Source organism: Variovorax sp. UC122_21 (genome assembly GCF_044056785.1).
Classification (GTDB): Bacteria; Pseudomonadota; Gammaproteobacteria; order Burkholderiales; family Burkholderiaceae_C; genus Variovorax.
In genome coordinates this window covers 1,526,283-1,549,026 of sequence record NZ_CP172004.1, presented here as the reverse complement: position 1 = coordinate 1,549,026, position 22,744 = coordinate 1,526,283, and the positions used below count along the sequence as shown (strand labels likewise).

Genomic DNA, 22,744 nt, shown 5'->3' with positions numbered 1-22,744 from the left:
GCACGCATGCCTGACTCTCTCAGTGAAGAAGCCTTCGACTACATCGTGGTGGGCGCCGGCTCGGCCGGCTGCGTGCTGGCGGCGCGCCTGAGCGAGGACCCGGCCACGCGCGTGCTGCTGCTCGAGGCGGGCCCGCGCGACAGCTCGCCGTGGATCCACCTGCCGATCGGCTACGGCAAGACCATGTGGAGCCCGGTCTACAACTGGCGCTTCGAGACCGATCCCGATCCCAACATGAACGGCCGCCGCATCTACTGGCCGCGCGGCAAGACGCTCGGCGGCTCGAGCTCGATCAACGGCCTGATCTACATCCGCGGCCAGCGCGAGGACTACGACCACTGGGCCGCGCTCGGCAACCCCGGTTGGGGCTACGAAGAAGTGCTGCCCTACTTCGTGCGCTCCGAGGGCAACCAGCGCGGCGCGAGCCAGTTCCACGGCGGCGACGGGCCGCTCAAGGTGTCGGACATCGGCGCGCGGCACGAACTGATCGAGGCCTTCATCGAAGGCGCCCGGCAGACCGGCGTGCCGCGCACCGAGGACTTCAACGGCGCCGCACAGGAAGGCGCGGGCTACTACCAGCTCACCACGCACCGCGGCCTGCGCTGCAGCACCGCCAAGGCCTACCTCTCACCGGCACGCCATCGCCCCAACCTGCGCATCGAGACCGAGGCGCTGGCCACCGGCCTCGTGTTCGAGGGCCGGCGCGCGGTCGGCGTGCGCTATCGGCAAGGCGGCATGGAGAAGACCGCGCGCTGCCGCGCCGAAGTGCTGCTTTCCGCAGGCTCGATCCAGTCGCCCCAACTGCTGCAGCTCTCGGGCGTGGGCCCGCGCGCGCTGCTCGATCGCTTCGGCATCGCGCCGGTGCACGAACTGCCGGGCGTGGGCGAGAACCTGCAGGACCACCTGCAGATCCGCCTCGGCTACGAGTGCACGAAACCGATCACCACCAACGACCAGCTCAACTCCTGGGCCGGCCAGCTCGGCCTGGGCCTCGAATGGCTGCTGCACCGCAGCGGCGCGCTCGCGATCGGCATCAACCAGGGCGGCTGCTTCATGCGCGCGCTCAAGGACGATGCGGGCCGCCCCGTGGCCGCCACGCCCGACATCCAGTTCCACGTGGCCACGCTCTCGGCCGACATGGCCGGCGGCAAGGTGCATCCCTACTCGGGCTTCACCTTCTCGGTGTGCCAGCTGCGGCCCGAGTCGCGCGGCCACATCCGCATCCGCTCGACCGACGCGGCCGAGCCGCCCGAGATGCAGCCCAACTACCTCGCGACCGAACTCGACCGCGCGACCGCGGTGGCCGGCGTGAAGGCCGCGCGCGCCATCGCCGAGGCGCCCGCGATGCGGCCCTACGTCAAGCGCGAGGTGAAGCCCGGCGCGCAGGCCGCGAGCGATGCCGAGCTGCTCGAGTTCTGCCGCAACAACGGCGCCACCATCTTCCATCCCACCGGCACCTGCCGCATGGGCCACGACCCGCTCGCGGTGGTCGATGCGCGGCTGCGCGTGCACGGCATCGGCGGCCTGCGCGTGGTCGACTGCTCGGCCATGCCCACGCTGGTGTCGGGCAACACCAACGCACCCGCGGTGATGATGGCCGAGAAGGCCGTCGACATGATCAGAGAGGACCACAGGGCGGCTTCGGCCGCGCACTAGCAGCAACGCATCCCGCACGGCCCGCCGAGACTGAAAACCAAGAGGCCGCCACGACAACACTCATCGGAGACAACACATGAGCAGTGCACGCGACGACGAGAAAACGATTCGCAGGGTGGTGATTTCGGCGCTGGTGGGCGCCACCATCGAGTGGTACGACTTCTTCCTCTACGGGGTGGTGGCCGGCATCGTGTTCAACAAGCTCTACTTCCCGGGCAGTGACCCGGTGGTGGCGACCTTGCTGGCCTACACCACCTTCGCCGTGGGCTTCGTCACGCGACCGCTGGGCGGCGTGATCTTCGGCCACTTCGGCGACAAGATCGGGCGCAAGAGCATGCTGATCATCACGCTGATGATCATGGGCGTGGCCACCTTCCTGATCGGCCTGGTGCCCACCTACGCGCAGATCGGCATCGCGGCGCCGCTGCTGCTGCTGGTGCTGCGCGTGGCGCAGGGCATCGGCCTGGGCGGCGAATGGGGCGGCGCGGTGCTCATGGCCTACGAGTACGCGCCCAAGGAGAAGCGCGGCTTCTATGCCTCGCTGCCGCAGATCGGGCTGGCCATCGGCCTGTGCCTGGCCTCGGGCGTGGTGGCGCTGCTGTCGTGGCTCTTGACCGACGAGCAGTTCATGGCCTGGGGCTGGCGCATCGCCTTCCTGATCTCGGGGCTGATGGTGGCGGTGGGCATGTACATCCGGCTGCACGTGAAGGAGACGCCCGAGTTCGCGGCGGTGAAGGCGCGCAACGCCGAACTGCGCATCCCGTTCATGGACATGCTGCGCCGCTATCCGGGCAACGTGTTGAAGGGCATGGGCGCGCGCTACATCGACGGCGTGTTCTTCAACATCTTCGGCGTGTTCTCCATCGCCTACCTCACGGGCACGCTCAAGCTCAGCCGCACCGATGCGCTGCTGGGCGTGATGGCCGCGGCCATCGTGATGTGCTTTGCCATCCCCTTCTTCGGCCGGCTGTCGGACCGCATGGGCCGGCCCCGGGTCTACATGTGGGGGTCGCTGATCACCGCGGTGTCGGCCTTCCCGGGCTTCTGGCTGATGACGCACAGCGGCGGCAACGTGCTGCTGGTGTGGCTGTCGATCGTGATCCCGTTCGGCATCCTCTATGCCTCGGTCTACGGCCCCGAGGCCGCGCTGTTCTGCGACCTGTTCGACGCCAAGGTGCGCTACACCGGCATCTCCTTCGTCTACCAGTTCTCGGGCATCTTCGCCTCGGGCATCACGCCAATCATCGCCACCGCGCTGCTCAAGTCGGGCGGCGGCGAGCCGTGGCAGATCTGCCTGTACGTGCTGTTCGCGGGCGTGGTGTCGGCGCTGTGCGCCTGGATGATCGGGCGCAGCCCCTCGCCGGCCGACGCGCCGGTGGTGGCACCGGCGCGCTGAGGCGGCCGCGCGCGTCTCAGGGCAGCCGCTCCTCGTAGGCCTCGGCCGGCCGGTCGTTGGGCGACTGGAAGGCCGCCTTGAGCGAATCGCTCAGCGGAATGTTGATGACCGCGTTGCGCGGCGGGATCGGCGCCATGAACCAGCGCGCATAGAGCTTCTCGAGCGCGCCCGAGGCCATCGCGCTCGCGAGGTAGCCGTCGACCGCGCGCTTGAAGGCCGGGTCGTCCTTGCGGATCATGATCGCGATCGGCTCGATGCCCAGCGGCTTGCCGACGATGCGGAAGTCCGCCGGATTGCGTGCGTTCGAGATGTTGCCCGCGAGCGTGTTGTCGTCCATCGCGAAGGCGTCGGCACGGCCGCTCTCGAGCAGCAGGAAGCTCTCGGCATGGTCCTTGGCCAGCACGATGTTCAGCGCCATGCCCTTGTTGTCCTGCTCGAGCCTGCGCAGCCGCTGCACGAGCGTGGTGCCCACGGTCGTGACCACGGTCTTGCCCTTGAGCTGTTCCGCCGACTCGATGCCGCTGGCCGCGCGCACCGCGAAGCGCGCCTCGGTGATGTAGGTCGTGCTGCCGAAGGCCACCTGCTGCTGGCGCGCGGCGTTGTTGGTGGTCGAGCCGCACTCGATGTCGACGGTGCCGTTCTGCAAGAGCGGCACGCGGTTCTGCGAGGTCACGACCATCGGCCGCACCGCGACGCCGGGCAGCAGCTTCGCGAGCATCTGCTCGCACAGCTCGACGTGGTAGCCGACATAGCCGCCGCCCACCGCGTACGACAGCGGCGGCGAGGCCTCGCGCACGCCCATCACGAGGGTGCCGGCGGCCTTGGCCTTGGCGAGCGTGCCGCCGGGTTCCTGCGCGAAAGCGGCCACAGCGACAGCCGCGAGCAGCGCGCCCGCGAGCATTCGATTCGGGGTCTTCATGGCGTTCTCCGGCGCGTCAGGCCGCGAGCGCCACCGGCGCGGGATGGGCGATCTCGTCCAGGCTCTCGCGCAGCGCGCGGTCGAGGATCTCGATGGCGCGGTCGATCTGCTCGTGCGCCACGTTGAGCGGCGGCGCGATGCGCCACACCGAGCCGCGCTCGGGCCGGCGCCGGATGTTCATGCTCAGGCCGAGCTCGAAGCACTTCTTCGTGGTGCGCGCGCCGAGCTCGTGATGGGGCAGCCGCGACTCGCGGTCCTGCACCAGCTCCACGCCGAGCAGCAGGCCCTCGCCGCGCACGTCGCCGATCGCCTCGTAGCGCCGCTGCAGCTCGAGCAGTTGCCCGCGCAGGTAGCCGCCGGTGGTGCGCGCGCGCTCGATCAGGCCTTCGCTGCGGATGGTGTCGAGCACCGCGAGGCCGACGGTGGCGGGCAACGGGTCGGAGACATGGCTGGTGTAGAAGGTGAAGCCCTTCTCGTGCACGTCCTGCTCGATGCGCGGGCTGGTCGCCACGGCCGCCAGCGGCAGGCCGCCGCCCATGGTCTTCGACACCGACATGATGTCGGGCACCACGCCGTAGAAGTCGGAGGCCGTGCGGTGGCCGATGCGGCCGAACGCGGTCTGGGCCTCGTCGAAGATCAAGAGCATGCCGCGCTCGTCGGCGGCGCGGCGCAGCGCCTGCATGTACGACCGGGGCGGCACCAGCACGCCGCCCGCGCTGATGATCGGCTCGATGATGATCGCGGCGCGCCGGCCGGTCGAGGCCATGTCGTACATCTTGAGGCCGAGCTCGAGGCAGGCCAGCGCCGATTCCTCGCCCGACATGCCGCGGATGTAGGGCCGGTAGGCGTTGGGCTCGGGCATCAGGTAGACGCCGGGCACGTGCACGCCGTAGCCCTTGCGGTCGCTCGCGAACGACACCGCGCTGGTGCCGCCGGTCACGCCGTGCCAGGAGCCGCCCACGGCCAGGATCTCGAAGCCGCCGGTGTACATCTTCGCCATGCGCAGCGCGACCTCGTTGCTCTCGGAACCGGTGTTCACGAACAGCGACTTGCTCAGCGGCGCGGGCATCCAGTCGGTGGCCATCTTCTGCGCCAGCTCGGCCACCACCTCGGGGATCATGCCGCTGAACAGGTGGAAGGCCTTCTCGCCGGCCTCGTGCACCGCGCGCACGATCGCCGGATGGTTGTGGCCGATGGTGGCGCACATCTGGCCCGAGGTGAAGTCGAGGATCTCGCGGCCCGTGTCGTCGACCACCACCGCGCCGCGGGCGCTGCGGAACAGGTTGGGGAAGGTGTCGCCGCCGTAGCGCACCATGTATTCCTTCGCGGCCGCGCGCAGTCGTTCGCTCATGTCCGAATCCTTTGCTGAAGTGGTGAGTGGATTCGCCAATGGTCGCGAGGCCCGCGCACGCGGTCCAATGTCGAGTTTGCATCCGGGCGCGATGCGCGGCACGCATCGCCCATGCACGCAAGCGATGGGCACGCGGCTTGCAGAATGCGCCGCACGCAAAGCAACAGAGGTCGCGATGGACACACGCTGGTTTCAGGATTTCGTCACCTTGGCCGAGGTGCAGAACTTCACGCGCGCGGCCGAGATGCGCAACGTCTCGCAGGCCGCGTTCAGCCGCCGCATCCAGGCGCTCGAGCAATGGCTGGGCGCCAAACTGATCGATCGCGCGGCCTATCCCACGCGGCTCACGCCCGCGGGCGAGCGCTTCCGCAAGGTGGCCGCGGGCCTGCTCGACCAGATCGCCGACGCGCGCGCCGAGATCGGCGACGCGCCCGCGCGCAACCACGTGCGCATCGCCTCGACCTATGCGCTCGCGAGCACGCGGCTGCCGGGCTGGTGGGCGCGCTGGTCGGGCGCGGGCGACCTCAGCTGCAGCCTCGAGGTCGGCAACGTGCACGACACGCTGACGGCCTTCAGCGCGGGCTCGGCCGACGTGCTCGATCGGCTTCCACCAGGCCGCGCATCCGCTGCAGCTCGATGCCGCGCGCTTCGAGCGCCGCGAGCTCGGCCTCGAGCGCGTGCGGCCCTACGTCTCGCGCGCGCTCGCCGCCTCCGAACGCTTCGCGCTGCCGGGCAGCGCAACCCATCCGCTGCCCTTGCTGATGTACTCGCCCAGCGGCTACTTCGCGCGCGTGGTCGCGACCGCGATCGAGCAGTCGGCGCAGCCGCTGGCCGGCTACCGGGCCTTCGAGTCCGAGATGACCGACGTGCTTGGCGACCTCGCGCAGCAGGGCATGGGCATGGCCTGGCTGCCCGACAGCTCCTTCGTCGCGGGCCGGCTCGGCGAGCTGGTGCCGGTGGGCGACGGCGCGTGGGACGTGGAGGTCGCGATCGTGGCCTGGCGCGCGCGGCTCAATGCGCGGCCCGCGGTCGCGCGGCTGTGGGAGCGCATCGGCGCCGACGCACTGCCTGCCTAGGACTCGGCCGGCATGCGCTCGGCGATGACCTCGCGCAGCAACGACAGCGCCGGCGCCTCGCTACGGCCGGCCAGGGTCACGAGGCCGAAGCGCGCGCGGCCCAGCGGCGGGTGCACCGGCAGCGCCACCAGGTCGGGCGCCACCGCGCGCACCGCGAGCAGGATCGCGTCGCTGTCGCGCGCGAGCTCGACCAGGTTCGACAGCTCCGAGCAGCGCAGGGTCACGCACCGGTCGGGATGCGCCTCGGGGGCCGTAGGCATCGACCATCGCGCGCACCACGTCGCGCCCGAGCCCGGTGGACGCCAACGGGTAGTCCTTCAAGCTCTGGAACGTCATCGGCCCGCGCTTGCGCGCGAGCGGATGGCCGCGCCGGCACATGAAGGCGCCGCCCATCTCCACCAGCGGCTCGACGCGCAGGTCGATGCTCGGCGTGACGGTGCGGAACTCGACCACCGCGGCATCGAGCGTGCGCTGGCGCAGCGCCTGCACCAGCCGGTCGGTATCGCCGCGCAGGATGTCGATGCGCACCGGCGCGCCGCGGTAGGCCATGCGCTGCAAGAGCGGCGTGGCCAGCAATGCGCCGGGCCCGGCACCGAGTCCCACGCGCAGGTGGGCCCCGCCACCGCCGCGCGCGCTGGCCACCAGTTCCTGCGCATCACCGACCAGGTGGCGCGCACGCTCGAGCATCTCGCGCCCGAAATGCGAGAGCTCGCTGCGCCGGCCCACGCGGTCGAACAGCGCGCGGCCGAGCACCTCCTCGAGCGCATGGATGCTGCGGCTCAGCGCCGGCTGCGTGATCGACAGCGCCTTGGCCGAGCGCGTGAAGGAGCCCGTCTCGGCCACCGAGAGGAAGTGACGCAGCTGCACGAAGGTCATGGCATGGAGGGGCCTGTTCATGCATTGGAATTATGGCTGTGGATAGAACAATGCATTGGACGCCTGGCAAGCCATTGCCTAGATTCGCGGCCGGTCCCTTTCAAGAACAAGCAAAGACACCTCACCCAGGAGACAGGTCCCTTCATGCATTCACTTCGCCAGCTTTCCCTCGCCGCCTGCCTCGCCTGCGCCGCCGTGCCCGCCGCCATGGCGCAAGGCGCCGCCCCCAACGTCCAGCGCATCGAGTCGCTCGCGCGCGAGGCCTATCCGCAGCTCGACACGCTCTACAAGGACATCCACGCCCATCCCGAACTCGGTTTCCAGGAAGTGCGCACGGCCGCCAAACTGGCCGAGCAGATGCGCGCCCTCGGCTTCGAGGTGACCGAGCACGTGGGCCGCACCGGCGTGGTCGCGGTCTTGCGCAACGGCGCCGGCCCCACGGTGCTGGTGCGCACCGAGCTCGACGCGCTGCCGATGCAGGAGAAGACCGGCCTGCCCTACGCGAGCCAGGCCAAGGCCACCTGGCAGGGCCGCGAGACCTTCGTCGCCCACAGCTGCGGCCACGACGTGCACATGGCGAGCTGGGTCGGCACCGCGCGCACGCTGCTCGCGCTCAAGGACCAGTGGCAGGGCACGCTGGTGTTCGTCGCGCAGCCGGCCGAGGAGGCCAGCGGCGGCGCCAAGGGCATGCTGGCCGACGGGCTCTACAAGCGCTTCCCCAAGCCCGATGCGGCCTTCGCGCTGCACACCTCGGCCTCGTCGTACGGCTATGTCGGCTACCGCGCGGGGCCGATCACCTGGCCTCCGACGGCTTCGAGATCGACTTCAAGGGCCGCGGCGGCCACGGCTCGGCGCCGCACCGCGCGATCGACCCGATCGTGCAGGCGGCCCATTTCGTGACCGACGTGCAGACCGTGGTGAGCCGCGAGAAGGACCCGGCCGAGTTCGGCGTGGTGACGGTGGGCGCGATCCAGGCCGGCACCGCCGGCAACATCATTCCCGACTCGGCGCTGCTGCGCGGCACCATCCGCAGCTACAAGCCGCAGGTGCGCAAGCAGCTGATCGACGGCGTGCGCCGCACCGCGCTGGCCTCGGCCGCGATGGCGGGCGCGCCCGAACCCGCCATCGGCCTCGACCCGGCGCGCGGCAACGGCGCGGTGATCAACGACCAGGCGCTGGCGCAGCGCACCGTGGCCGCGCTCAAGGCGCAGCTCGGCGATGCGAAGGTGGTGCAGGTGCCGCCGATCACCGCCAGCGAGGACTTCTCGGAGTTCGCGGTGGAGGGCGTGCCCACCTTCTTCTTCTTCATCGGCGTGAACGATCCGAAGGAGGTCGCCGACTCGCAAAGGAAGGCGGCAAGCCCCTGCCCTTCAACCACTCGCCCTTCTTCGCGCCGGTGCCCGAGCCCTCGATCACGACGGGCGTGCAGGCGATGACGGCCGCCGTGCTGAGCGCGCTGGCCGCGAAGCCTACTTCAGCCGGTAGCTGAGCTTCTTGCCGCCGCGCACCTGGGCATCGAGGCCCAGCCATTCGCCGTCGGCCACGGCATACCAGAGGTCGATCGGCTGCTCGGGCCCGCTGACGCGCCAGCGCCGGGCCGCCACGCCGCGGCCGCGCACCTCGACGCGGCCCTCGTCGAGCGCGGCGATGCGCACCGGCTCGAGCTTGCCGGTCTGCGCATTGAGCAGCTGCTGCTGCGCGCGCATCGCGGGGTTCCAGTAGGCGAAGCTCATCACGCAGCCCGGCATCGCGCTGCGCCCGCGTTGCGTGACGACCATCAGCGCGGGGCCGTCGCCCTCCGAGTCGCGCTCGGCGCGCACCTCGGAGCGGTCGCCGCCGTCGTTGGTGTCGGCATCGAGCCGGCGCAGGCAGTCGCCGCGCCAGTGCTCGACCGCCGAATGCCGGTAGCGGTAGACCGTGACGCCCAGCAGCTTGACCGCGAACGCGGCCTCGCTGCTCAGCCGGCGCTCGTCGCCCGCGGCCGTGAGCACGAAGCGGTGCTCGCCGATCGGCGCGTCGTCGAGCAGCACGCGGAAGTTCCATTCGCCCGTGGCGGGCGAGGCCACCGGCTGCGCGCCCGCCGCGAAGGCCAGCGCGCACGCCAGCGCCGTGCCGGCATGGCGCACCCTCATTCCGGCGGCCGGCGCACCGGCCCCGGCACGAAGGCGTTGGTGCGCGCGATGTAGTCGCGATAGGCCGGCCGGCGCTCGCCGATGTCGGCCTCGAGCAGGCGCACGCCCGACACGCGCAGCAGCAGCCAGGTCATGAGCAGCGGCGAGACCACGCTCCAGGCGCCGCCGAGGCCGGCCGCGCCCAGCGCCATCAGCCACATTCCCCACCAGACGCAGGCCTCGCCGAAGTAGTTGGGATGGCGGCTGTAGCGCCACAGGCCGCGGTCCATCACCTGGCCGCGGTGCGAGGGGTCGGCCTTGAAGCGCGACATCTGGGCATCGGCGATGGCCTCGAAGCCGATGCCGAAGGCCACCAGCGCGCCGCCCGCGATGTCGAGCCAGCCCAGCGGCCGCGCGCCCGCCATGCCGACGAACAGCGGCGCCGAGACGATCCAGGCCAGCACTGCCTGCAGCCCGAACACCAGGTAGAGGCTCTTCCCGCCGAAGCCCGGCTGGTTGCGCGCGCGGATCGCCTGGTAGCGCCGGTCCTCGCCGTGGCCCCGAGTTGCGCGCCGCCACATAGAGCGCCAGCCGCAGCCCCCACAGCAGCGCGAGCACGGCCATGGCCAGGCCGCGCGGGGTCGTGCAGCGGCGCATTCGGCAGCAGCACCAGGTAGACCAGGCCCGCGCCCGCGATCAGCAGCGGCCAGAAGCGGTCGATCAGGCTCGCGTCGCGCCGCGCCAGGCTCTCGAGCCAGACCACCAGCGCGACCGCGGCCGTGAAGGCGAGGCCGGCGAAGGCGGCTTCGCAGCGGGCTGAAGTTCATCGGGCCGGCTTCAGGCGCGCCGCTCGAACAGGTAGTGGCTGACCCACCAGCGCTGCCCGTGCTCGTAGCCGAACAGCTCGGCCACCGACATGAAGAACAGGCGCCAGCGCGTCCACCAGACATGGGCATCGTCGCCGTAAGTGGCCTTGAACAGCGGGCGCAGCGCCTCGCGCCGCTGGTCCATGTTGCGCAGCCAGGCTTCGGCGGTGCGCTGGTAGTGGCGGCCTTCCCAGCGCCAGCGGCGCAGCAGCCGCAGGTCGTCCTGGCAGTGCAGCGCGAGGTCGTCGCTGGGCATCATGCCGCCCGAGAAGAAGTGCTGCGCTGATCCAGTCGCTGGCGTCGCGCACCTCGAAGGGATAGGGCGCCTCGCGGTGCACGAACACGTGCATGAAGAAGCGCCCGCCGGGCCGCAGCCAGCGCGCCACGTTGGCGAAGGCCTGCGGCCAGTTGCGCAGGTGCTCGAACATCTCGACCGAGACCACGCGGTCGAAGCGCTCCTCGGTGTCGAACACGTTGATGTCGCGCGTGAGCACCCGCACATTGGCCAGCCCGCGCCGCGCGGCCTCGGCCTCGATGTATTCGCGCTGCGAGGCGGAGTTCGACAGCGCCGTGATCCGGCTGCCCGGATAGTGCGCGGCCATCCACAGCGTGAGCGAGCCCCAGCCGCAGCCCAGCTCGAGGATGTCCTGCCCGTTCTCGAGCCCGGCGCGCTCGCAGGTGCTGGCCAGCGCGGCCGATTCGGCCTCCTCGAGCGTGTGCGTGCCCTCGGGCCAGTAGCAGCTGCTGTACTTGCGGTGGTTGCCGAGCACCTGGCCGAAGAAGGCGGCCGGCACCTCGTAGTGCTGGGCATTGGCCTTCTCGGGCAGCGGCGCCAGGCTGGCCGAGCGCATGCGCCCGACGAAATCCTGCGTCAGCTCGGCCACGGCCGGGGTGTTGCCGGCATACAACTCCGACAGTCGGTCCTTGAGCAGTCGCCGGATGCCGCGGCGCACCACGGTATCGGGCACCAGGCCCTTCTCGACCCAGCGGATGGCGAACGCGATGTCCTGCGGCATGGCTTCTTCTTCCTTCTCGTGCGTGTTGGCGGGCCCCGCCGTCCGGGGCCGATCTTCCCCTGTACGCAGCCGGCGGCCATCCGGATGCATCCGGCGCGCGCGAACCGAAGCGGCGCCATGCCCCTGCGCCGGCGCGGGCCTCTGGCCGAACTGGAACAATGCGCCCACTCTCATGGACGGACTCGACCTCATCAAGACATTTCGCGAAGTCGCGTTCCGGCGCAGCTTCTCGCGCGCGGCCCTGTCGCTGGGCATGTCGAAGGCCACCGTCAGCCGCTACGTGGCCGAGCTCGAGGAGCGCAGCGGCGTGCGGCTGCTCAACCGCTCCACCCGCTCGCTGAGCCTGACCGACGCCGGCGAGGTGCTGCTCGAGCGCAGCACCCAGCTGGTCGACATGGCCGAGAACACCCTCAACGACCTGCAGGCCCACGGTGCCCACCCGCGCGGGCGGCTGCGCATGAGCGCGCCGCACGGGCTGATCGCCGGCTGGCTCTCGGACGTGATCGCCGAGTTCATCAAGCGCTATCCCGACGTCTACGTGAGCCTGGTCTTCACCAACAGCGCGGTCGACCTGATCGGCGAGGGCATCGACATCCACCTGACGGGCGGCCGCATCGACGACATGAACCTGATCGTGCGGCGGCTGGTGCAGTTCGATATGGTGGTCTGCGCCACCCCGGCCTACTGGGCGCTGCGCGGCATGCCCGCGCGTGCCGGCCGACCTGAGCCGGCACGACGTGCTCGGCTATTCGGCGGCCTCGACCACCCACCTGCCCTTCGAGACCGAAGGCGAGGCCTACGAGGTGCCGGTGCACAGCCGCATGGAGGCCAACGACGCGGTCGCGCTGATCGAGCTGGCGCTGCGCAGCGTGGGCGTGGCCTACGTGCCCGAGCCGCTGGCCCAGTCGCACCTGGAGCGCGGCGCGCTGGTGCCGGTGCTGCGCGAGCACATGCCGCACGACCACTGGCTCTATGCCGCCTACTCGCAGCGGCGCCACAACAGCGCGGCGATGCGCGCGATGCTCGATTTCCTCGAGCAGTCGATGGGACCGGGCGGCGCCCTGCCCTCGCCCATGCCGCCGGCGGTGCCGGTCTCGCCGCCCGCCGCGCCTTCCGCTACATGCGCCCTTTCCAGGGAACCAGACGCCGCTCGAGCCAGCGCATCAGCAGGTCGAACAGGTACGCCACCACCCCGATGACCACGATCCCCATGATCACGATGTCGGTGCGCAGGAAGTTCGACGCGTTGAGCACCATCTGACCCAGCCCCATGTTGGCCGCCACCATCTCGGCGGCCACCAGCGTGGTCCAGCCGAAGCCGATCGCGATGCGCATGCCGACCAGGATGTCGGGCAGCGCCGAGGGCAGGATCACGTGGCGGATCACCTGCATATAGCTCGCGCCCATCGAGTAGGCCGCGTTGATCTGCTCCTGCGAGGCGCTGCGCATGCCCGAGCGCGCGGCCAGCGCCAGCGGCGCGAAGCAGCTCAGGAAGATCAGCAGCACCTTGGGCAGCTCGTCGATGCCGAACCAGATGATGATCAGCGGCAGGTAGGCCAGCGGCGGCAGCGGCCGGTAGAACTCCAGCGGCGGATCGAAGATGCCGCGCCAGAAGCGGCTCATGCCCATCGCGATGCCCACCGGGATGGCCGTGACGCAGGCCAGCAGGAAGGCCGAGAACACGCGGAACATGCTCGCGAGGAAGTGCTGCCACAGCGGCTTGTCGTTGGCCTGGCCGGTCAGGTATTCGTAGAACTGCTGGAACACCGCCTGCGGCGTCGGCAGGAACAGCGGCTTGACCCAGCCCATGTTGGTGACCAGGAACCACAGCGCGAGCAGCGTCAGCACCGTGACCACGCTGATCGTGAAGCTCGAGCCCTCGCCCGGCACCTTGAAGGCGCTGGTCTTGAGCTTGGCGCCGGGCGCGGGCGGCGGGACGGCGGTGGGCTTGGTGGGAGGCGTCATGGGACCGGCGATGCGATGCTGACCTCAGGCATGGGCGGCCTCGCGGTGGTGGATGATGGAGAGCACTTCCTCGCGCATGCGGATGAATTCGGGCTCGGACTTCACCTTGCGCGAATCGCCGTGCGAGAGGTACTGGCGCGAGAACGGCACCTCGTCGTAGACGTGCGAGATGCGCCCCGGGCTCGGGCTCATCACGATCAGCCGGGTGGCGAGGAACAGCGCCTCCTCCACCGAGTGGGTGATGAAGAACACCATCTTGTTCGAGGTCGACCAGGCCTGCAGCAGGATCTCCTGCACCTGCTCGCGCGCGTGAAGGCGTCGAGCGCGCCCATCGGCTCGTCCATCAGCAGCACGGCCGGATCGCTGGCCAGCGCGCGCGCGATGCCCACGCGCTGCTGCATGCCGCCCGAGAGCTCGTACACCGCGCGGTCGGCGTATTTCTGCAGCCCGACCAGCGCGAGTTCTCTTCCGCCACGCGGTCGCGCGTGGCGCGGTCGACGCCCGCGAGCCGCATCCCCAGCGCCACGTTGTCGCGCACGTTGAGCCAGGGCATCAGCGCGTGCTTCTGGAACACCACGCCGCGGTCGGCACCGGGGCCGGCCACGGGCTTGCCGTCGAGCAGGATCTCGCCGGTGGACGGCGGCAGGAAGCCCGCGATGCAGTTCAAGAGCGTGGTCTTGCCGCAGCCCGAGGCGCCGAGCGCGACCACGAAGTCGCCGTCGTGCATGCGCAGGTTGACCGGCGCCAGCGCCTGCAGGGTGCCGCCCTTGACGGCGTAGTTGACCGTGAGGTCGCGAATGTCGAGCGTGGGCATGGGGGGGTTTTGCTTACTGCACCGCGCTCACTTGGCCGCCAGGGCCTTCTCGACGTACGTGGTGGTCACGTAGGCCGAGTAGTCGGGCTTGACTTCCTGCACCCGGCCCTGTTCCTTGAGAAAGGCCGCCGTGTTCGCCATCGCCTTGGCCGCGCCGCCGCCGAGCCAGGTCGGCGAGAGCTGCTCGGACAGGGTCGGGAAGCTGTAGAGCGCCATCGCCGCGCCCACGTCCTTCGGATCGGCCTTGGTCCACTTGGCCATCGCCTTGGTCTGCGGCGAGTCGGGCGTCCAGCTCTTGCCCGAGGCCTTGTACTCGTCGTTGGCGCGATTGAGCGCCTTCACGAACGCCACCATGAAGGCCTCGTTCTCGGCCGCCCACTTGGCGCTTCGACCACGATGCCCTCGAAGGTCGGCGCGCCGCGCTTGCCGATGCTGCCCGAGGTGGCGATCACCTTGCCGCTGGAGCGGATCTTGGAGAGCACCGGGTCCCAGATGAAGGTGGCGTCGATGTCGCCTCGCTCCCAGGCCGCAGCGATCTCGGGCGGGCGCATGTTCATCACGTTGACCTTCTTCGCGTCGACGCCTTCCATCTTCATCGCGGCCATGAGCTGGTAGTGGGCGGTGGAGACGAAGGGCGTGGCGACCTTCTTGCCCGCGAGGTCCTTGCAGCTCGCGACGCCCGAGGCATTGCGCGCCACCAGCGCCTCGGCGTCGGCGATGTCGGCCGAGATCCAGAACAGCTTGATGTCCTGCCCCTGGCTGGCCGCGGCCGTGAGCGGGCTCGAGCCGGTCTCTCCCATCTGCACGTCGCCCGAGGCCATGGCACGGATCACGTCGCCGCCGCCCAGAACATGCGCCAGTTGATCTTGTAGCCGGTGGCCTTCTCGACCTCGCCCGACTCCATGACCAGGCGCAGGGGGACGAGCATGTCCTGATGGGGCGAAGGTGAGTTCCTTGGCCTTCTGGGCGAAGGCGGTGCCGGTGGTGGCCAGCACGAGCAGCGCTGTGGCTGCGATTGCACGGTGCAGGGATCGACGCGTGTTCATCCGGGTTCTCCTTGTCTGTTGCGGGCGGCGCTGGCCGAGGCTTCGGGGCGAGGGGTACTGTGCATGGTTGGGGGTGGGGTGCAAAGTGCCAGGGGTGGGGGTGGGGGGTGCCAGTGGACTGGGACTTACCCTTGTTTGGTGCTTGGGGGCACGGGGAGGTGCGTTTTTTGTTTTGTGGTTTGTTTGGAAGTTGGTTTCTTTGGTGAGGCTGTTGGCCGGGTCTCGCCCCGGCGGGCGACTCACTTTTCTTGTCTCGCCAAGAAAAGTAAGCAAAAGAAGGCGACCCCAACTGTCTCGTCCCTCCGCTTCGCTACGGGCAACCTGCGGTGCTCGCGTTTCGCGGGGTCTCGCAGAACTCGCTTCGCTCAAACAGCTGCGAGCCCTGATCCGCGAAACGCTGCGCTCCTCGGCGCAGCCGGGGGGGGCGTTCGGGCCTTTGCTTCGCTCGGCCTTGGAATGCCGCTCGGGCCATCGCTTCGCTCGGCCTCTTGTCCCCTCTCCCTCTGGGAGAGGGTTAGGTGAGGGCACCGGGCCTCACCGAGGGTCTGACGGTATCCACCGCCCAGTCCCTCACCCCAGCCCTCTCCCAGAGGGAGAGGGGGCAAGACCAATGCCGAGCGAAGCGATGGCCCGTTGGGTATGCCAGGCCGAGCGAAGCAAAGGCCCGACCGCTCCCCCTCTGGCTGTGCCGAGGAGCGCAGGCGTAGGCGGGTCAGGGCCGCAGCTGTCTGAGCGAAACGAAGTGCAGCGAGTTCTGCGGACCCCGCCGTAGCCGAGCACCGCAGGTTGCCCGTAGCGAAGCGGAGGGACACAGACAGTGGGGTCGCCTTTTCTTTGCCTACTTTCTTTTGGCGAAGCAAAGAAAGTAGGTCCGCCGCCGGGCGGAATTCCCGGCCGACAGCCTTTGCGAAAAAACAAACCCAAATTCAGGCCACAACAAACCGATGCGTCCATCCCGCCCCAACTGCTCCACAAGCCCAAACTCCCAATCCAGATACCCCTGCATAGCCTCCACAGAAGCCGAAGTCCCTTCATAGGGCCTGCGATACCGATCCGTCCTCTCACTACCCAGCCGAGTCTCACCAGACTCAGAAGGCAACCCAGCAGAAAACCAGGCAGCATTCCCCCCAAGCAGCACGAGCACTTCCACATCCAGCTCCCCACGCGAATCAAGCCACTCCGCAAATCCGAAGCCGCATACCGAGCCAACAAACTGCTCCCACAAGTCAACACATAGCGCCGAGCCGAAGGGATGACCCCAGCAACCGCCTCCAAGAGCTGTGCCCGAATCGCAAACCAGGCCCCCGGCACATGCCGCTTCACGTAGTTCGCACTGGCCGTCACATCGATCACCGCAGTCGACGAAGCATCCCCATCGAGCAACCGAGCCAAGTCCAGCGGCTCGATCTCTCCAACGGCCCGAGCCACTTCCGGATACACAGCAGCCAGAGCACCGCGTTCGCTCAATGCATCAACAGCAGGCGCAGGCTCCACCACGTAAACCTCCCACCCCATCTGCGCCAGCCAGGAGCCAGACATCGAAGCCCGCACCCCATCGTCGTCCGCCAGCACGATCCGCGCATGCCGCACCGGCACCTGGTGATCCGTCTCCTGCACCAGCTGCCCACCGGGCGCTCCCGCAAAGCCGGGAAGATGACCCGCCGCGTATTCCTCGGGCGTGCGCACATCGAAGCGATAGACCGTCCGCCCCGCCTCCTCGAGCGAGTCCACGGCATCGACCGCCACCCACCGCACCCCCGCCTTCTCCGCCACACGCCGCGCATCGGCACGCGCCTGCGAACGATGCGCATCGCTCACCGCCTCCGGCGCACGCCGCACCGCCCCATGGTCGAGCACCTGCCCCGCGAGCTTCCACCCGATCGTGCCGTTGCGCAGCGCAGCCACGGGATTGGGAATGCCGGCGTTCACCAGCGATTGCGTGCCGATGATGCTGCGCGTGCGCCCCGCGCAATTGACGATCACGCGTGTGGCCGGATCGGGTGCGAGCTCGCGCACGCGCAGCACCAGTTCGGCGCCCGGCACGCTGGTGGCGCCGGGGATGCTCATGGTCTGGTATTCGTCGAAGCGGCGCGCATCGAGCACGACCACGTTGGCGCGCTCGTCGATCAGCGCCTTCACCTCGGGGGCCGACAGCGAGGGCGTGTGGCGCTCGTGCTCGACCAGCTCGCCGAACGATTTGCTCGGCACGTTGACGTCGCGGAACAGCTCGCCGCCGGCCGCGCGCCAGCCCTCGAGGCCGCCCTCGAGCAGGTGCACCTGTGTGTAGCCAAGGCCGACGAGCCGCTTCGCGGCCAGCGGCGCGAGGTCGGTGCCGCGGTGCTCGCCGAACAGCACGATCAAGGTGTCGCGGCGCGGGATGCGGCGCCAGGCCTCGATCTCGGTGCGCGACAGCGGCAGGTTCGCGGCCCACAGCGGATGGGCCTGGGCGAAAGGGTCCTCCTCGCGCACGTCGAGCAACGCGATCTCGGCGCCGGGCGTGAGCAGGCGTTCGCGCACGGCGGCGAACGAGAGGACGGGGAAGGCGGAGGTGGCTTGGAGCGTGGCGTCGGTCATGGCGTGGTGGCAGGCGGGACCGCCCTGAGTTCGGCGGACCGGTCCCAGAGATTGGGCAGCAGCGTGTTGGTGTAGCCCGAGACGAAGGGCTTGCGCCCGCCCTCGGCCGGGTAAGTATGCCGCCGCACCGCGCCGATGTTGGCGCCATAGACATGGATGCTGATCGACACGCGGTCCGCATGCGCGTTGTGCACGCGGTGCAGGTCGCCGACGGTGGGCGACACGGCCTCGACATCGCCTTCATCGAGCCGCACCGCTTCGCCCACGGGCCGCGCATGGCCGTCGTCGCCGAAGGCATGGGGCTGGCTGTACTCGGCGCCGCGCAGCATGCCGATCAGGCCCCACACGGTGTGATCGTGCACCGGCGTGGCCTGGCCCGGTCCCCAGACGAAGCTCACGACCGAGAAGCGCTCGGTGCTGTCGGCATGCAGCAGGAACTGCTGGTAGCGCGCGGGGTCGGGCTGCGCGAAGGCCTCGGGCAGCCAGTCGTCGCGCGCCACCAGCCGGCGCAGCAGCGCGCCGCCCTCGGCGAGGATGGCGCGCTCGTCGGGCCGGCCGTCGAGCAGGCGGCCGAAGTCGACCACGAACTCGCGCAGCGGCGCGATCGATGCGGGAACGGCCGCGCTCACGCCGGGCGCTTCCAGAGCTGGGTGTCGGAGATCGCGCGCACGTCGACGCGCACCGGCAGGATGCCGTCGCGCGCGGAACGGTCGGCCACGGCCTGCAGCGCCACGATGTCGGCCTCGCTCACAGGCCGCGCGGCCACCGAGGCGCGCGCGGTGATGAGCCTTGCCGACTCGATCGGCAGCCGCGTGAGCTGGCCGTAGGCCTGTGCATAGGCCTCGGGATCGGCCAGCGCCCAGTCGCCCGCACGGCCCAGCCGGTCGAGGAACTGCACGATGGCGGCGCGCTTCGCGGGGTCGGCCAGCGAGGGCTCGCTGGCGGTGATGAAGCCCAGCGCGGTGTTGATGCCGCGGCCGTCGCGCAGGATGCGTCCGCCCTGTTGCAGCGCGATCGTGTAGTAGGGATCGAAGATGGCCCAGGCGTCGATCTGGCGCGAGGCGAAGGCGGCCGCCGCATCGGTCGGCAGCACGAACTTCACCGTGACCTCGTCGCGCCGCACGCCGGCCTCCTCGAGCGCGCCATAGAGCTGGTACTGCGAGATGCTGCCGCGCGCCGACGAGACGACCACGGTCTGGCCGCGCAAATCGGCCACGCTGCGCAGCTTCGAATCGGGCTGCACCACGATGCCGAGCGAGTCGGCCTTGCCGACGCGCGTGGCGACGATCTTCAGCGGCGTCCTGCCGACGGCCGCGGCGAGCACCGGCAGGTCGCCCGCCATCGCGGTGTCGACCGCCGCGCTGCGCTGCGCTTCGAACAACGGCGCGGCGCCCTGGAAGTTGGCCCAGCGGTAGGCGAATGGCGCGCCCTCGAGCGCCTTCGAGGCCTCGAACAGCGAGCGCAATCCACCGGCCTGGTCGCCGAGCACGAGCGAGGTCTGCGGCTGGGCCCAGCCGCGCAGCGAGGCCGTGGCCGCGATGGAGAGCGCCGCGCCCTGCTGGAGCCAGCGGCGGCGCGATGCCTTCGAGAACGGCAGGTCGGTCATGCGAGGGCTCCCGCCGACAGCAGCGCGCGCTTGCCCGCGCCGACCAGGATCGCATCGTTCTGCGGCGTGTGGATGCGGCTGCACAGCACGTCGCGGTAGTGGCGCTCGAGCGGGTTCTGGCGCGCGAGGCCATGGTTGCCCGTGAGCTGCAGCGCGAGCTCGACGGCGCGCACCGCGTTGCCGGTGACCGTGTGCTTGAGCAGCCCGCTGTCGACCGCCGACGGCGTGCGGCCGCTGTCGACGGCTTCGCTGGCGGCGTCGAGCAGCACGCGGTTGGTGCGCAGCAGCGCCTCGATCTCGCCCACGGTCTCCTGCACGCGCGGCAGGCTCGCGAGCGGCGCGCCCAGGCTGCCGGGCGCGCGCTGGTTGAGGAAGCCCACGAGCCAGTCGCGTGCCGAACGCGCGACCGCGTCGTAGAGGCTGCCCAGCAGCACCACCATCCAGGCCTGCTGCGAAGCCTGGGCGTCGATGTCGGTCTGGCTGCCGGCATCGGGTGCCCAGTCGGCCGGCGCGCGCAGGTCCACCGCATGGTCGAGCGGGATCGCGACGTTCTCGAACACCACCTCGTGGCTGCCCGAGGCGCGCAGGCCCAGGTGGTCCCAGCTCGCGATCACGCGCACGCCCTCGGCATGGCGCGGCACCAGGAACACGCCGGTGCGCGGCGCGGGCTCGTCGGTGCGGGCCCACACGGCGAGCCAGCCCAGGCCCTCGATGCCGGTGGTGTAGAGCTTGTGGCCGTCGAGGCGCCAGCCCTCGCCGTCGCGGCGCGCCACGGTGGCGGGCAGGCCGCCGCGCGCGGGCGAACCGAGCGCGGGCTCGACGCGCAGCGCATTGATCAGCGCGCCCTGCTCGACCGCGTCGCGCAGCACGCGCTCGCGCAGATGCGGCGGCCAGCGGCTGTCGACACGCGCCAGCCCATGGTGCTGCAGGTAGGTCATGGTGAGGATTAGCGCCGTCGCGGGCTCGCCGCGCGCCACCGCGGCGATCACCTGCCGCGCCGTTTCCAGCGTGGCGCCACCGCCGCCGAAGGCGCTCGGCGCGACCAGTCCGATCAGGCCGTGCGAGTGCAGCGCCTCGAAGTTCTGCGCGGGAAAGGCGCCGCTGCGGTCGTGGTCGGCGGCGGTGCTCGCGAAGCGCGCCGTGAGGCTGGCCAGCAGCGCGGCGTCGGGCAGGCCGGAGGAATCGCGGGAATTCAGGCCGGCCGCGGGCCGGCGCAGGGGGATGGCGCTCATGGTCCCGGCACGTTAGCGAGCCACCGTGCGCGCGAAAACGACGCATCGCGCATATCCAAACTCGTTTTTCTGCGTTCGCATCGACGGCGCGGCTGGTTACGTTCGCCGTTTCGCCGGTTCCCGCCGACGGGAATCCTGCATCCGCGAACCGTGGACCGCAGCCACCGAGAGGACACACCATGAGCCAGCACAGCAACGACCACAGCGGCGTCGAATTCATCGGCATGATCCAGGGCCAGAAGGTCTCGGAGATCCATGCCGCCCAGGGCCCGGCGATCGACCGCGACTACGTGCGCGCCTTCGCCCAGGCGCACGAGCAGGCCGGCTTCGACCGCGTGCTGGTGCCGCACCACTCGACCGGCCCCGATGCCACGCTGACCGTGGCCTACGCGGCCTCGGTCACCGAGCGCATCCACTTCATGCTCGCGCACCGCCCGGGCTTCGTGGCGCCCACGCTGGCGGCGCGCCAGTTCGCCTCGCTCGACCAGTTCAGCGGCGGGCGGCTCGCGGTGCACTACATCTCGGGTGGCTCCGACGACGAACAGAAGCGCGACGGCGACTGGCTCGACCACGACCAGCGCTATGCGCGCACCGACGAATACCTCGAGGTGCTGCACAAGGTCTGGCAGGCCGACAAGCCCTTCGACCACGAGGGCGCGCACTACCCGCGCGCTCAACGCCTTCTCGGAGGTCAAGCCGCTGCAGACGCGCAACGGCCGCCCGCACGTGCCGGTGTATTTCGGCGGCGCCTCGGAAGCCGCGATCCCCGTGGCTGGCAAGTACGCCGACGTCTACGCGCTGTGGGGCGAATCGCTCGAGCAGGCACGCGAACTCACGACCCGCGTGCGCGCCGAGGCCGCGAAGCATGGGCGCAGCGTGCGCTTCTCGGTCTCGTTCCGCCCGATTCTGGCCGAGACCGAGGAGAAGGCCTGGGAGCGCGCCGACCACATCCTGGCCGAGACGAAGCGGCTGCGCGTGGTGCAGGGCTACAACCGCGGCGGCCCGCAGCAGAGCGAGGGCGCCAAGCGCCTGCTGGCCGCGGCCGGACAGGGCACGCGGCTCGACAAGCGGCTGTGGACCGCGGTCGCGCAGGAGATCGGCGGGCGCTCCAACAGCACCGCGCTGGTCGGCACGCCCGAGCAGGTCGCCGATGCGCTGCTCGACTACTACGACCTCGGCGTCACCACCTTCCTGATCCGCGGCTTCGATCCGCTGGAGGACGCGGCCGACTACGGGCGCGAACTGATCCCGCGCACGCGCGAACTGGTGGCGCAACGCGCGGCCTCGATCCGCAAGGCGGCCTGACCCTGCCTTCCTCCCTCCCCCGCTGGGGGAAGGAGCCCATACCCAAGAGGACATCCCCATGAGCGCCGTTCTTTCCATCGACCGCAACGCCTCGGCCCTGAAGCTCAACCCGGTGCCGAAGCAGAAGTACTGGTTCGACCCGATCCCGCCGCGCACCAGCGTGCAGGCCGAGCGCCGCCATCGCCAAGAGCGCCTGGCCGGCGCCTTCCGCCTGTTCGCGCGCTTCGGCTTCGCGCAGGGCCTGGCCGGCCACATCACCGCGCGTGATCCCGAGCTGAGCGACCACTTCTGGGTCAACCCGCTGGGCATCCACTTCTCGCGCATCAAGGTCTCCGACCTGCTGCTGGTCAATGCCAGGGGCGAGACCGTGATCGGCGACCGTCCGCTCAACAAGGCGGCCTTCGCGATCCACGCGGCGATCCACGAGCACAACCCGAGGATCGTCGCGGCCGCCCACACCCATTCGACCTATGGCAAGGCCTGGTCGACGCTGGGCCGCAAGCTCGACACGCTGACGCAGGACAGTTGCGTGTTCCACGACGACGTGGCGCTGTTCGACGACTTCACCGGCATGGTGGTCGACACCAGCGAGGGCGATCGCATCGCGCAGGCGCTGGGCGACAAGAAGGGCGCGATCCTCAAGAACCACGGCATCCTGACCGCCGGCCCGACGGTGGAGGCCGCGGCCTGGTGGTACATCGCGCTCGACAACGCCTGCCACACGCAGCTGCTGGCCGAGGCCGCCGGCACGCCGCAACCGATCGACGAAGCCACGGCGCGCCACACGCACGGCCAGATCGGCGGGCCCGAGGGCGCGATCCATTCCTTCGACAGCCTCTACCAGGGGCTGGTCGAGGCCGAGCCCGAGCTGCTGGACTGACACCGCGGCCGGTTGAAAAAAACCGTTCACGCTGAGCTTGTCGAAGCGCCGCGCA

The 22,744-nt window shown here is 70.2% G+C and carries 15 protein-coding genes and 7 pseudogenes; 9 read left to right on the top strand and 13 right to left on the bottom strand.

Features of this window, described 5'->3' with window-relative positions; translation table 11 throughout:
- The first annotated feature begins 6 nt into the window (after nucleotides 1-6).
- Nucleotides 7-1,656: a GMC family oxidoreductase gene (locus ACHMXE_RS19695; protein WP_395350882.1), complete on the top strand. Its 1,650-nt coding sequence runs from the start codon at nucleotides 7-9 to the stop codon at nucleotides 1,654-1,656.
- Nucleotides 1,657-1,732: 76 nt separating this feature from the next.
- Nucleotides 1,733-3,052, top strand: coding sequence for an MFS transporter (locus tag ACHMXE_RS19690; RefSeq protein WP_395350880.1), 1,320 nt, complete (start codon nucleotides 1,733-1,735; stop codon nucleotides 3,050-3,052).
- A gap of 16 nt (nucleotides 3,053-3,068) precedes the next feature.
- On the opposite strand, the gene ACHMXE_RS19685 is transcribed toward ACHMXE_RS19690, so the two are convergent.
- Nucleotides 3,069-3,971, bottom strand: a complete 903-nt coding sequence (locus ACHMXE_RS19685; RefSeq protein WP_395350878.1) for a transporter substrate-binding domain-containing protein — start codon at nucleotides 3,969-3,971, stop codon at nucleotides 3,069-3,071.
- Nucleotides 3,972-3,987: 16 nt separating this feature from the next.
- A complete protein-coding gene (locus ACHMXE_RS19680) occupies nucleotides 3,988-5,322 on the bottom strand; it encodes an aspartate aminotransferase family protein (protein ID WP_395350876.1) in 1,335 nt (444 codons plus the stop codon).
- Here ACHMXE_RS19680 and ACHMXE_RS19675 point away from each other — a divergent pair.
- A pseudogene (locus ACHMXE_RS19675) lies at nucleotides 5,285-5,623 on the top strand (LysR family transcriptional regulator); the annotation flags it as partial. The gene ACHMXE_RS19680 and the pseudogene ACHMXE_RS19675 overlap by 38 nt on opposite strands.
- A 376-nt stretch (nucleotides 5,624-5,999) precedes the next feature.
- Nucleotides 6,000-6,398 carry a LysR substrate-binding domain-containing protein gene (locus ACHMXE_RS19670; RefSeq protein WP_395350874.1) on the top strand — a complete coding sequence of 133 codons (399 nt, stop codon included), beginning with the start codon at nucleotides 6,000-6,002 and terminating at the stop codon, nucleotides 6,396-6,398.
- Between the two features lie 60 nt (nucleotides 6,399-6,458).
- Here the strand turns inward: ACHMXE_RS19670 and ACHMXE_RS19665 are convergent, their stop codons facing one another.
- Nucleotides 6,459-7,295: a LysR family transcriptional regulator gene (locus ACHMXE_RS19665; protein ID WP_395350871.1), complete on the bottom strand. Its 837-nt coding sequence runs from the start codon at nucleotides 7,293-7,295 to the stop codon at nucleotides 6,459-6,461.
- A 123-nt stretch (nucleotides 7,296-7,418) separates the two neighbouring features.
- On the opposite strand from ACHMXE_RS19665, the pseudogene ACHMXE_RS19660 reads away from it, so the two are divergent.
- Nucleotides 7,419-8,763, top strand: a pseudogene (locus ACHMXE_RS19660) (amidohydrolase).
- Here the strand turns inward: ACHMXE_RS19660 and ACHMXE_RS19655 are convergent.
- Together ACHMXE_RS19655 and ACHMXE_RS19650 are read right to left on the bottom strand one after the other, a co-directional pair.
- On the bottom strand, nucleotides 8,744-9,406 hold the full coding sequence (locus tag ACHMXE_RS19655; RefSeq protein ID WP_395350869.1) for a DUF6134 family protein: 663 nt from the start codon (nucleotides 9,404-9,406) through the stop codon (nucleotides 8,744-8,746). The pseudogene ACHMXE_RS19660 and the gene ACHMXE_RS19655 sit on opposite strands and share 20 nt — an antisense overlap.
- Nucleotides 9,403-9,966 (bottom strand): DUF1295 domain-containing protein, encoded by a 564-nt coding sequence (locus ACHMXE_RS19650; RefSeq protein WP_395350867.1) that lies wholly within the window; start codon nucleotides 9,964-9,966, stop codon nucleotides 9,403-9,405. The genes ACHMXE_RS19655 and ACHMXE_RS19650 overlap by 4 nt, the downstream gene beginning before the upstream one ends.
- A gap of 41 nt (nucleotides 9,967-10,007) precedes the next feature.
- Here ACHMXE_RS19650 and ACHMXE_RS19645 point away from each other — a divergent pair, with 41 nt between their 5' ends.
- On the top strand, nucleotides 10,008-10,205 hold the full coding sequence (locus ACHMXE_RS19645) for a hypothetical protein (RefSeq protein ID WP_395350865.1): 198 nt from the start codon (nucleotides 10,008-10,010) through the stop codon (nucleotides 10,203-10,205).
- A gap of 3 nt (nucleotides 10,206-10,208) precedes the next feature.
- On the opposite strand, the gene ACHMXE_RS19640 is transcribed toward ACHMXE_RS19645, so the two are convergent.
- Nucleotides 10,209-11,267 carry an SAM-dependent methyltransferase gene (locus tag ACHMXE_RS19640; protein ID WP_395350864.1) on the bottom strand — a complete coding sequence of 353 codons (1,059 nt, stop codon included), beginning with the start codon at nucleotides 11,265-11,267 and terminating at the stop codon, nucleotides 10,209-10,211.
- A gap of 172 nt (nucleotides 11,268-11,439) precedes the next feature.
- On the opposite strand from ACHMXE_RS19640, the pseudogene ACHMXE_RS19635 reads away from it, so the two are divergent.
- Nucleotides 11,440-12,466 (top strand): annotated as a pseudogene (locus tag ACHMXE_RS19635) (LysR family transcriptional regulator).
- On the opposite strand, the gene ACHMXE_RS19630 reads toward ACHMXE_RS19635, so the two are convergent.
- The 7 genes and pseudogenes from ACHMXE_RS19630 to ACHMXE_RS19600 all read right to left on the bottom strand — a co-directional run bounded on the left by ACHMXE_RS19630 (nucleotide 12,384) and on the right by ACHMXE_RS19600 (nucleotide 20,504).
- On the bottom strand, nucleotides 12,384-13,232 hold the full coding sequence (locus tag ACHMXE_RS19630; protein ID WP_395350862.1) for an ABC transporter permease subunit: 849 nt from the start codon (nucleotides 13,230-13,232) through the stop codon (nucleotides 12,384-12,386). The pseudogene ACHMXE_RS19635 and the gene ACHMXE_RS19630 sit on opposite strands and share 83 nt — an antisense overlap.
- 24 nt (nucleotides 13,233-13,256) lie before the next feature.
- Nucleotides 13,257-14,046: pseudogene (locus tag ACHMXE_RS19625) on the bottom strand (taurine ABC transporter ATP-binding protein).
- Between the two features lie 27 nt (nucleotides 14,047-14,073).
- Nucleotides 14,074-15,092, bottom strand: a pseudogene (gene tauA, locus ACHMXE_RS19620) (taurine ABC transporter substrate-binding protein).
- Between the two features lie 949 nt (nucleotides 15,093-16,041).
- Nucleotides 16,042-17,666, bottom strand: a pseudogene (locus tag ACHMXE_RS19615) (rhodanese-related sulfurtransferase); the annotation flags it as partial.
- Nucleotides 17,663-18,295: a cysteine dioxygenase gene (locus ACHMXE_RS19610; RefSeq protein WP_395350860.1), complete on the bottom strand. Its 633-nt coding sequence runs from the start codon at nucleotides 18,293-18,295 to the stop codon at nucleotides 17,663-17,665. The pseudogene ACHMXE_RS19615 and the gene ACHMXE_RS19610, both read right to left, overlap by 4 nt.
- Nucleotides 18,292-19,272: an ABC transporter substrate-binding protein gene (locus ACHMXE_RS19605; RefSeq protein ID WP_395350858.1), complete on the bottom strand. Its 981-nt coding sequence runs from the start codon at nucleotides 19,270-19,272 to the stop codon at nucleotides 18,292-18,294. Before ACHMXE_RS19605 ends, ACHMXE_RS19610 begins: the two co-directional genes overlap by 4 nt.
- Complete coding sequence (locus ACHMXE_RS19600; protein ID WP_395350856.1) at nucleotides 19,269-20,504, bottom strand: acyl-CoA dehydrogenase family protein; 1,236 nt, start codon at nucleotides 20,502-20,504, stop codon at nucleotides 19,269-19,271. Before ACHMXE_RS19600 ends, ACHMXE_RS19605 begins: the two co-directional genes overlap by 4 nt.
- 179 nt (nucleotides 20,505-20,683) lie before the next feature.
- Between ACHMXE_RS19600 and ACHMXE_RS19595 the strand changes: the two are divergent.
- Both ACHMXE_RS19595 and ACHMXE_RS19590 read left to right on the top strand, forming a co-directional pair.
- Nucleotides 20,684-21,809 (top strand): annotated as a pseudogene (locus ACHMXE_RS19595) (LLM class flavin-dependent oxidoreductase).
- A gap of 58 nt (nucleotides 21,810-21,867) precedes the next feature.
- Nucleotides 21,868-22,689 carry a class II aldolase/adducin family protein gene (locus ACHMXE_RS19590; protein WP_395350855.1) on the top strand — a complete coding sequence of 274 codons (822 nt, stop codon included), beginning with the start codon at nucleotides 21,868-21,870 and terminating at the stop codon, nucleotides 22,687-22,689.
- Nucleotides 22,690-22,744 lie beyond the last annotated feature (55 nt).